Source organism: Lentzea sp. NPDC051213 (genome assembly GCF_044455585.1).
Classification (GTDB): domain Bacteria; phylum Actinomycetota; class Actinomycetes; order Mycobacteriales; family Pseudonocardiaceae; genus Lentzea.
On record NZ_JBITEX010000002.1, the window covers coordinates 1474914 to 1485291 of the forward strand.

Annotated in this window: 8 protein-coding genes and 1 pseudogene; 3 read left to right on the top strand and 6 right to left on the bottom strand. The window is 70.5% G+C overall.

Annotation, left to right across the window (positions count from 1 at the left end):
- Positions 1 to 9: 9 nt before the first annotated feature.
- Positions 10 to 945, bottom strand: a complete 936-nt coding sequence (locus tag ACIA8G_RS13365; protein ID WP_396418706.1) for an IS5 family transposase — start codon at positions 943 to 945, stop codon at positions 10 to 12.
- Positions 946 to 1112: 167 nt separating this feature from the next.
- Here ACIA8G_RS13365 and ACIA8G_RS13370 point away from each other — a divergent pair, with 167 nt between their 5' ends.
- Complete coding sequence (locus ACIA8G_RS13370; protein ID WP_396418655.1) at positions 1113 to 2204, top strand: nucleotide disphospho-sugar-binding domain-containing protein; 1092 nt, start codon at positions 1113 to 1115, stop codon at positions 2202 to 2204.
- 309 nt (positions 2205 to 2513) lie between these two features.
- Here the strand turns inward: ACIA8G_RS13370 and ACIA8G_RS13375 are convergent, their stop codons facing one another.
- From ACIA8G_RS13375 to xylA, 5 genes and pseudogenes are all read right to left on the bottom strand, one after another.
- Positions 2514 to 2954: a hypothetical protein gene (locus tag ACIA8G_RS13375; RefSeq protein WP_396418656.1), complete on the bottom strand. Its 441-nt coding sequence runs from the start codon at positions 2952 to 2954 to the stop codon at positions 2514 to 2516.
- A gap of 127 nt (positions 2955 to 3081) precedes the next feature.
- Positions 3082 to 3213: pseudogene (locus ACIA8G_RS13380) on the bottom strand (VOC family protein); the annotation flags it as partial.
- Positions 3214 to 3292: 79 nt separating this feature from the next.
- Positions 3293 to 4438 (bottom strand): ROK family protein, encoded by a 1146-nt coding sequence (locus ACIA8G_RS13385; protein ID WP_396418657.1) that lies wholly within the window; start codon positions 4436 to 4438, stop codon positions 3293 to 3295.
- Positions 4435 to 5820, bottom strand: coding sequence for a xylulokinase (locus ACIA8G_RS13390; protein ID WP_396418658.1), 1386 nt, complete (start codon positions 5818 to 5820; stop codon positions 4435 to 4437). Before ACIA8G_RS13390 ends, ACIA8G_RS13385 begins: the two co-directional genes overlap by 4 nt.
- 1 nt (position 5821) lies before the next feature.
- Positions 5822 to 6967 carry a xylose isomerase gene (gene xylA, locus ACIA8G_RS13395; RefSeq protein ID WP_396418659.1) on the bottom strand — a complete coding sequence of 382 codons (1146 nt, stop codon included), beginning with the start codon at positions 6965 to 6967 and terminating at the stop codon, positions 5822 to 5824.
- A gap of 338 nt (positions 6968 to 7305) precedes the next feature.
- On the opposite strand from xylA, the gene fusA reads away from it, so the two are divergent.
- Complete coding sequence (gene fusA / locus ACIA8G_RS13400) at positions 7306 to 9294, top strand: elongation factor G (protein ID WP_396418660.1); 1989 nt, start codon at positions 7306 to 7308, stop codon at positions 9292 to 9294.
- 49 nt (positions 9295 to 9343) lie between these two features.
- Positions 9344 to 10132 (top strand): endonuclease/exonuclease/phosphatase family protein, encoded by a 789-nt coding sequence (locus ACIA8G_RS13405; protein ID WP_396418661.1) that lies wholly within the window; start codon positions 9344 to 9346, stop codon positions 10130 to 10132.
- Positions 10133 to 10378 lie beyond the last annotated feature (246 nt).

The following is a 10378-nucleotide window of genomic DNA, read 5'->3' on the forward strand; positions in this document are numbered from 1 at the left end:
GGTAGATGGTCATGCCGTGGTTGAGCTGGGTTGTCTGGGCTGGCCCCAGCGTGCTGGTGGTGGGTCGCCGGAGAGTTCTCGGGTTAGGCGGCGGGTCATGATCGTGACGGTGGCCCACCACACCATGGCTTCGTGGTGTTCTGGTCGGCGTTCGTAGTCCCGGACGAGGCGTCGATGGCGGGTCAGCCAGCCGAACGTCCTCTCGACGACCCATCTGCAGGGCAGTACCACGAAGCCCTTGATGTCGTCGGTGCGTTTGACAACGGTGAGTGTCAGGCACAGCACGGCTTTGGCCCACGTGACGAGGCGTCCGGCGTAGCCGCCGTCGGCCCAGACCAGGGTGATGGTGGAGAAGTGTTCGCGCAGCAGTGCCAGCAGCCGGTGGGCGCTGTCGCGGTCTTGCATGCCGCCGGAGGTGACGGTCACCATTAACAGGAGTCCGAGGCAGTCAGTGGCAATGTTTCTCTTACGCCCCTTGGTTTTCTTCCCCGCGTCAAAGCCGGCGCCGTCGGCTGCCACGGTGTCGGCACCGCGCACGGTCTGGGCGTCGATGACCGCTGCGGTAGGCAACTCGGCCCGGCCACATGCGATCCGGATGCGTCCCCGCAACCGGTCGACCAGACGCTGCGGCAGGCCCCGTTCGCTCCACCGTTCGAAGAACGCATACACCGCTTCCCAGGGCGGGAAGTCGACCGGCAACGCCCGCCACTCGATGCCATAGCGGGTCAGATAGCCGATCGCGTCCACCATCGCACGCAGGTCATGCTTCATTGGCGCTCCGGCAGGGCTCTTGCGCAACTCGGCCATGACCGCCCGCGCTTGCGGCTCCAACACCTGCCACTGCTCATCGGTCAGATCAGACGGATACCGACGTGTCCGGTCACGACATGCGCAACCAGACACGCCACAACTCGCCTTCGCGGCCTCGACACGGTAGACAGACATCCTGGGGCTTTTGGTGATCAAGTTGGTGGTACATCTCGATTACCAGAAGCCCCACCTTCATGCCCTCACGCTCACGACCAACCCACACCATTCGCCAACAGACTCCTAGGGAGGAAGTCGTGCGGGTTCTTTTCTCGTCATCGCCGGGGCTTGGCCACCTGTTTCCGATGATCCCGCTCGCCTGGGCGCTGCGGACCGGGGGTCACGACGTGCTGGTCGCCAGCACCGGTGACGTCGTCGAGCGCGCCGCGCAAGCTGGGCTGCCCGCGGTGGAGGCCGCGCCGGGGCTGGACATGATGAAGTTCTTCGGGACTACAGTGCGGGAGAACGAGCGGTTCGGGGACTTCGCCTCGATCCACGAGCTGTTCGTGGAGGACCCGCAGCGGGCGATGGAGCTCGTCGCGCGGGTGTTCGCCGCGCTCGGCGACCGGCTCACCGAGGGGATGCTCGCCGCCGCCCAGGGTTGGCGGCCGGACCTGGTGGTCTTCGAGCAGATGGACTCCGCGGGCCCGTTCATCGCCGCGAAGCTCGGAATTCCCGCCGTGCAGCACAACTTCGGTTCGGCGCGCGGGACCGACGAGCTCGCGCTGTACGCCAAGTACACCGACGCCTACGACCGGCATGGCGTGACGCGGCCGACCGAGGCCGACGCGATCATCGACATCGCCACCGAGGGGCTCGGCACCCCGCAGATCGGGTGGCCGATGCGCTACGTCGCGTACAACGCGGGCGGGGTGCTGCCGGGGTGGCTGCTCGCCAAGCGGGAACGGCCGAGGGTGTGCGTCACCCTCGGCACCGCGGTCGGCCTGATGTCCGTCGGCGCGCTGGGCCAGATCGTCGAGGCGGCCAAGGAGATCGACGCGGAATTCATCTTCGCGCTCGGCGACTCCGACGTCGCGGAACTGGGCGAGCTGCCGGAGAACGTGCGCCTCGTCGAGTGGATCCCGTTGAACGCCCTGTTGGAGCACTGCGACGCGATCGTGCACCACGGCGGCTCCGGCAGCACCTTCACCTCGCTGGCCGCCGGAGTGCCGCAGTTGCTGCTTCCGCACAGCGCCGACCAGTTCGACAACGCGACACTCGTCCGCGACGCTGGTATCGGCCTGTGGCTCGAAGACACCACTGTGGACGCTTCGCATCTCACGAAGCTGCTGGAGGACAAGGAGATCAGGGCGGCGTGCGAGCGACTCCGCGCGGAGAACGCCGCACGCCCCCTGCCATCGGAGCTGGTGTCGAAGCTCGTCGGGCTGGTGAGCTGATCCGGCTTGGTGATCTGGGCCTCGACCGAGCTCAGCGCGCCGGAGCGCTGGTAGGCCTTGCGGCCGAAATGTGTCAGTCGGACGTATTCAGCCAGACGCCTCGGCCACGGCGGGAGAACGGGCCGGTGAACACCGAGGGGCGGCGACGGGGGTCTGAGCGGGGGCGGTAGACATTGCCCCGACACGGCACGGACCGAGGAGGACCCAACATGGGTGGTGTGATCATCAGCGAGCCGGAGGAAGGCTCCCCAATCGAGGACCTGCCCTGGGTCATCGTGTTCCAGTCCCTCGACGATTCGTGGGACTCCTTCACCTGCGGGCCATACGAGCGGGACCCCACCACTGTCCACTGAGGACGAACAGTGCGCCACCGACCGCCGGCAGCGTTCCGGTCACCGCGACCGTGCGCAGCCACGGCCGGTCGCCGCGCCGGTAGATCTCGTTGTGCCTACGGGCGTGCCGACGGTCGGGCTCGAAGTCCAACCGCCGCCGGGGCATCCGCCCGTCGGCGTCCGGCACCTGCGCTGGCGAGGTGACCTGGGGGAACACCGGGACCGCGTGCGGCTGACCGCGCTCGTCCCACGCCAGTTCCACGCCGAAGCGCTGATTCGGGTAGCGCAGCTCGGTTGGCAGCTTGTCCGCGGGCAGTACCATCGGCCGGTCCTTGCCCTTGAGCTGGTTCGCGCCCCTGGCCAGCTCGCCGAGCAGCACCCATTCCGCCGCGTCGATGGAGGCGCCGACCTCGCGCAACCATTCGCCAACAGGCTCTTAGTGGCGCCTGCCTGCAGAGGCCGGAGTGGCCGGGGTGTGCGGTCGCCTTGTGGTGCCTGCCTGCGCACGCCGGAGCCATCGGTGTGCGCGTCCGCCCAGCACCGCCTCAGAGCGGGTCGATGCGGCTCTTGAGCAGGCAGAACTCGTTGCCCTCCGGATCGGTGAGCACGTGCCACGACTCCTGCCCCGTCTGCCGATGTCGGCCGGCCGCGCACCCCAGCGCCAGCAGGCGCTCGAGCCACCCTTCGCGCGGCCCGATCTCCAGCCCGGGAATCTCCCGGCGACCCTACCCGGGTGAGTCGATCACGGCTAAGCGATCAGACGAACAGGCGCTCCGGCTGCTGCACCGTCCGCCGCGCGATCAGCCCCGCCGCACCCCGCACCACGGCGAACTCGCCGAGCGGCGAGGCCAGCAGCCGGGTGTGCCGTTCGCCGCCCGCGAGCACCCTGGTGTCCATTTCGGACTGAACCGCCACGGCGAGGTGCTCGTGCAGCAGGGCATAGCTGCCGCCGAGCACGACCGTCGGGACGTCGAACAGGTTCATCAGCGTGGCGAGCCCGACCCCGAGCGCCCGCCCCGCGGCCGCCACCGACCCGGCGGCCTTCTCGTCACCCGCTTCGAGCGCCTTGAGCAGTGAGTCGAGCCGCCTGCGGCCCGCCTCGCGCAGGATGATGTCCAGACCCGCGTACCGCTCCACGCACCCGCGGCTGCCGCACGTGCAGCGCACGCCCTCGCGTTCGATCACGACGTGGCCGAGCTCGCCGGCGAACCCGCTGACGCCGCGGTACACCTCGCCGTTGAGCACCACGCCCGCACCGATGCCCACGTCCGCCGACACGTGCACGAAGTCCTCGCCCGCGAGGTGCTGCGGCCAGAGGTGGGCGAGCGCGGCGAGGTTCGCCTCGTTCTCCAGCTCGACGTCCGCGCCGAGGCGGCGGCCGAGTTCGTCGGCGAGGGGGACGCCGACGAGTTCCGGCAGGTTCGGGGCGCGCACCACGACGCCGTCGTGCACCACGCCCGGTACCGCGAGTCCGACGCCGAGCAGCTTGCGCGGGGAGTCCGCGGTGAGCTCGCGGATCAGCGTGGCGACCCGGTCGAGCACTTCGGTGAGCGAGGAGCGCCTGCTGTCGGCGGCGACGCGGTGGCGGCGGATGGTCTCGCCGTCGAGGCCAAGCGTTTCGACGGCGAGGTGGCTGACGTTGATCTCCGCGCCGACCGCCACCGGGCCGTCCGGGTGGAAGCGCAACGGCTTGGAGGGCCTGCCGATGCCCGCGAGCGTGGCCGGCTCCTCGATGAGGACGCCGTTGGCCAGCAACGGTTCGGTGAGGTTGGAGAGGGTCGCTTTGGTCAGGCCGGTGCGGGAGGCCAGGTCGGCCCGTGAGCCGGGGCGGTCGACGAGTGCGAGCAGGACGGTCCGCAGGTTGCCCAGGCGAACCTGCCGCAGGTGGTCGACGGTGGTCATCGGTTCAAGTATCGCTGCGAGGCCTCGCCGTACCGCGCCCGGATCTCCGGCACCGCCGGCGCCTCGTATCTCGTGCTGTCCGATCCCGCCCACTCCGGCGGCCGCGCCCCACCCGTCAGCACCCAGGCCGCCTGCCGCGCCGCACCGTCCGCGACGTACTCACCCGGCGCGGGCACCGTCACCGGCACCCCGAACACGACGGGCGCGATCTCACGCACGGCAGGAGAAGCCGCGGCCCCACCCACAAGCCGTACACCGGTCACGTCCGCACCCTGCTCGGCCAACGCGTCGAGTCCCACCGCGAGACCGCAGAGCATGCCTTCCACGGCCGCGCGCGCGATGTTCGCCGGCGTCGCGTTGGTCAGCGTCAGCCCGTGCAGCGCACCGGTCGCGTCCGGCAGGTTCGGCGTCCGCTCACCCTCCAGGTACGGCACGAGCACGACGCCCTCCGCACCAGCGGGCGCGGACAGCGCGAGTTCGCTCAGCCGATCGAGCGAGACGCCCAGCATCCGGGCGGTCGCGTCCAGCACGCGGGCGGCGTTGAGCGTGCACGCCAGCGGCAGATACCGGCCGGTGGCGTCGGCGAATCCCGCCACGACACCGGAAGCGTCGGCTGCTCGCACGTCGCTGGTCGCGGTCACCACGCCCGACGTCCCGAGCGACACCACGACATCGGCGCCGGCCGCGACCCCGAGCATCGCGGCCGCGTTGTCGCCCGCACCGGGCCCGAGCCGCAGGTGCCCCGCCCCGACCGACTCCGCCGGACCCAGGACCCGCGGCAGCAGCACGTCGGAACGGCCGAGCCCGAGCGCCACCAGTTCCGGCACGTACTCGTCGGCCACCGAGTCGAAGTACCCCGTGCCCGAGGCGTCCGAGCGGTCCGTGACGAGGTCGGCCAGGTCGCCGGTCCCGCGCATCAGCCACGTCAGCCAGTCGTGCGGCAGACACACCGCCGCCGTCCGCTTGGCGTTCACGGGCTCGTGCTGAGCGAGCCAGCGCAGCTTCGTGATCGTGAACGACGCGACCGGCACGAGCCCGACCCGCGTCGCCCACGCATCAGCACCCAGCTCGTCCACCAACTCGGAGGCCGCCGCCGCGGAACGGGTGTCGTTCCACAGCAACGCTTCCCGCACGACTTTGCCGTCGTCGTCCAGGCACACCATGCCGTGCTGCTGCCCCGCGACGCTCAAGGCCGCGACGTCATCGAGCCCACCGGCGTCGTCGAGAGCGTCCTGCAGCGCGATCCACCAGTGCGACGGATGCACCTCGGTGCCGTCCGGATGCGCCGCGCGCCCCTCCCGGACGAGCCGGCCCGTCTCCGCGTCGCGAACCACGACCTTGCACGACTGCGTCGAGGAGTCGACGCCGGCCACGAGCGTCATGTCAGCGCGCTCCGGTGAGGTGCTCGAGCGCGAGCTGGTTCAGCCGCACGAAACCGAACCCGCGCTCGCCGGCCTTGTCCGGGTCGAAGCTCTCGCCCAGCAGGTCGTCCACCGTCTCGCCGGGGTTGAGCGTCGGCGTGCGCAGGTCCGCGACGCCCGCGACGGCCAGCGCCTCCTGCACCTCCGGATCCGCCCGGAACGCCAGCGCGCGTTCGCGCAGCAGCAGGTAGGTCCGCATGTTCGCGGCGGCCGAGGCCCAGACGCCCTCGACGTCCTCGGTGCGCGACGGCTTGTAGTCGAAGTGCCGCGGCCCGTCGTAGCCCGCGCTCTCCAGCAGGTCGACCAGGCTGAACGCGTTCATCAGGTCGCCGTGGCCGAACACCAGGTCCTGGTCGTACTTCACGCCGCGCTGGCCGTTGAGGTCGATGTGGAAGAGCTTGTCGTGCCACAACGCCTGCGCGATCCCGTGCACGAAGTTGAGCCCGGCCATCTGCTCGTGCCCGACCTCGGGGTTGAGCCCGACCAGCTCGGACCGCTCCAGCGTCGTGATGAACGCCAGCGCGTGCCCCACGGTCGGCAGCAGGATGTCGCCGCGCGGCTCGTTCGGCTTCGGCTCGATCGCGAACCGCAGGTCGTAGCCACGGTCGACGACGAACTGCGTCAGCAGGTTCATCGCCTCGCGGTACCGGTCGAGCGCCGCCCGGACGTCCTTCGCGGTGTCGTACTCGGACCCCTCACGCCCGCCCCACAGCACGTAGGTCTGCGCGCCGAGCTCAGCCGCGAGCTCGATGTTGCGCAGCACCTTGCGCAGCGCGAACCGCCGCACGCCGCGGTCGTTGCTGGTGAAGCCACCGTCCTTGAACACCGGGTGGCTGAAGAGGTTCGTCGTCATCATCGGCACCACGAGCCCGGTCTCGGCCAGCGCGCCCTGCAGCCGCCCGATCTGCCGCTCCCGGTCCGTCGCCGCGAACCCGAACAGGTCGTCGTCGTGGAACGACAGCCCGTAGGCCCCCAGCTCGCTCAGCCGGTGCACGGCCTCGACCACGTCGAGCTCGGGCCGCGTGGCCTCGCCGAACGGGTCGCGGCCCTGCCAGCCCACGGTCCACAGACCGAAGGAGAACTTGTCCGCGGGAGTGGGCGTGCTCATGATCCACCTCATTCGTTCAATGCTTGAACTTAATGGGGACAGTACGACGCCGTGGTCGTGATCGCAACGTCGAGCTCGCGCGGTCGATCAGTTAAATGAGTTTTCGCGCCGACGGCGAATCCCTACACTGCTCCCAAGATCCGCAACTGAGCGATGAGGGGAGACCGGCCGTGCGTACCGCCGTTGCCGCCCTCTCGTCCCGTTTCGACGTGATCCTCGTGTCTTCGCACCCCGGCTGCTCGCTGCGCGCCGGGCACCGGACTCTGCCGGCGACCTCCTGAGGTTCGCCGGTCCATCGCGCCATCCCTGGAACTTTCCGTGGAAGGCAACCAAGAGTCATGCGCACCACCACGTTGAACGCTGTCCGCAACCTGGGCATCCTCGCCCACGTCGACGCGGGCAAGACCACGCTCACCGAACGCGTGCTGTTCGCCACCGGTACCACCTACAAGCGCGGCGAGGTCCACGACGGCACCACCGTCACGGATTTCGACCCGCAGGAGCGCGATCGCGGCATCACGATCTTCGCCGCGGCCGTCACCTGCACGTGGGACGGGCATCGGATCAACCTCATCGACACCCCTGGGCACGTCGACTTCGCCGATGAAGTCGAGCGTTCGCTGCGGGTGCTCGACGGGGCGGTCGCGGTGTTCGACGGGGTGGCCGGCGTCGAGCCGCAGAGCGAGTCGGTGTGGCGGCAGGCGGACCGGCACGGCGTGCCGCGCATCGCGTTCGTCAACAAGCTCGACCGCGCGGGTGCCGACCTCGACGCGGCCGTCGAGTCGATCCGCACGCGCCTGCACACCGTTCCGCTGGTCGTGCAGCTGCCGATCGGTGCCGAGGACGGGTTCATCGGCGTGGTCGACCTCGTTCGCATGCGGGCGTTGACCTGGGACGACGTACTCGTTGAAGGGCCTGTGCCGGAAGAGTTGCAAGAGGAGGCGCGACGGCGCCGTCGCCTGCTGGAGGAGACGGTGGCCGGGCTGCATCCGGCCGCGCTGGAGGAGTTCTGTGCTCAAGGAGGTGTGAACGAGCAGACGTTGCGCTCGGTGCTACGAGAACTGACCCGCGAAGGTGCGGCGACGGTCGTGCTGTGCGGTTCGGCCTACCGCAACCGCGGTGTCGAACCGTTGCTGGACGCGGTGATCGCTTACCTGCCGTCCCCTGTGGACGTTCCGCCGGTGCGGGGCGTCGATGGCGAGGAGAGGCAGCCTGACCCGGAGGCGCCGTTCGCGGCGTTGGTGTTCAAGGTGAACGCCACCGCCACCGGCCGCCTCACCTACGTGCGGGTGTACTCGGGCACACTCCACAAAGGAGAGACGGTGCTCGTGGGCGGACGACCGGAACGGGTCGGCCGGATCCTGCGCGTGCAGGCCGACCGGCACACGCCGGTCGACACCGCGGAGGCGGGCGACATCGTCGCGCTGGTGGGGCTGAAGTCGGCACGCACGGGAGCGACCCTGTGCACGCCAACGGCTCCGCTGCTCCTCGAGCCTCCGGTGTCTGCTGTCCCTGTTGTTTCAGTGTCGGTTGAAGCCAAGTCTTCGGCCGATCATGGACGACTGGCGGACGCCCTGGCACACCTGATCGACGAGGACCCGTCGCTCAAGGTCGCGACGGATCCCGACACCGGTCAGACCGTGCTGTCTGGCCTGGGTGAGCTGCACCTCGAGGTGGCGGTGCAGAAGGCACGGCAGAACCACCGCGTCGAGATCACCATGGGCCGCCCGCGGGTGGCCTACCGCGAGACCGTGGCGACCGGCGTCACGGGATTCGTCTACCGGCACGTGAAGCAGGAGGGAGGAGCAGGACAGTTCGCCCACATCGTCATCGACACCGAGCCGCTGGAGACGGGCTTCGAGTTCCGCTCCACCGTCACCGGCGGGCGCGTGCCGCAGGAGTTCGTCCGCGCGGTCGAACAGGGCTGCCGGGACGCACTGGCCGAAGGACCGCTCGGCCACCCGGTGACCGGCGTGCGCGTGACGCTGACCGACGGTTCCACGCACGTGAAGGACTCGTCGGAGATGGCGTTCCGCACGGCTGGCCGCTTCGGTCTGCGCGAGGCCCTCAAGGCCGGGGCGATGGCGTTGCTGGAACCGGTCGCGGAGGTCACCGTGACCGTGCCGGACGACCACGTCGGCGGGGTGCTCGGTGACCTCGCCGCCCGCCGGGGCCGAATCCTGGGTTCCACGACCAGGTCCGGCGCCACGGTGGTCACGGCGAGCGTGCCGCTGGCCGAGATGTTCGGTTACGTGACGAGGTTGCGCAGCCGGACCCAGGGCCGCGGCACGTTCACCAGCCGCCCGACCGGCTACGCGCCGGCATAACGGGTCGTAGGCCCGCCCTCGAGCAGAGGGCGGGCCTATGCTCGGACCGGTGTTGATCGGTCCGGCGCCCAACGACTCGTTGCACGTGATGTCGTTCAACCTGCGCTACGCCTCTGACGCCGAGCCGAACTCGTGGGCCGCCAGGCGTCCCGTGCTGGCGCAGCTCCTGCTCGACGAGCTGCCGACGGTGCTCGGCACCCAGGAGGGCCTCTACCGGCAGCTGCTGGACATCGAGCACGACCTGCCCGACCGCTACGACTGGATCGGGCTCGGCCGGGCCGGTGGCAGCCACGACGAGTTCATGGCGATCTTCTACGACACCGCGCGACTCGACCCGCTCGAGTTCGACCACCACTGGCTGTCCGCGACGCCGGCCGTCGTGGGTTCGCGGTCGTGGGGCAACAACGTGATCCGCATGGTCACGTGGGTCCGCTTCGCCGACCGCCGCACCGGCAGGCAGTTCGTCGTGGTCAACACCCACTTCGACCACGAGTCGGAGAACTCGCGGCTGCGCAGCGCGGAGTTCGTGCGCGACCGGATCAAGGCACTGACACTGCCGATCGTGCTGACCGGTGACTTCAACGCCGCCGCCGGTTCACCCACTTACGACATCCTGACGACCGGTGTGACGCTGACCGACTCGTGGCGCGCGGGGCCGCGGATCACCCCGGCGTTCGGGACGTTCCACGGCTATCTGCCGCTGGTTCCGGACGGTTCGCGGATCGACTGGATCCTCACCCGCGGCGCCGCGATCGAGGCCGCCGCGATCAACGCCTACCAGCGAGGTGGCCAGTTTCCGTCCGACCACCTGCCGGTGCAGGCGTTGATCACGCTCTAGCGGCGTGGGGGGGGGGGGGGGGGGGGGGGGGGGGGCGCGCGCGCCGGCGGGGGGGGGGGGGGGGGGGGGGGGGGGGGGGGGGGGGGGGGGGGGGGGGGGGGGGGGGGGGGGGGGGGGGGGGGCGGCCGCGGGGCGGGGGGGGGGGGGGGCGGGGGGGGGGGCGCGCGGGGGCGGGGGGGGGGGGGGGGGGGGGTGGGGGCCCCGGGTCTGGGGGCTCATGGTGGCGTGCCTCCCCGGGCTCAGCGG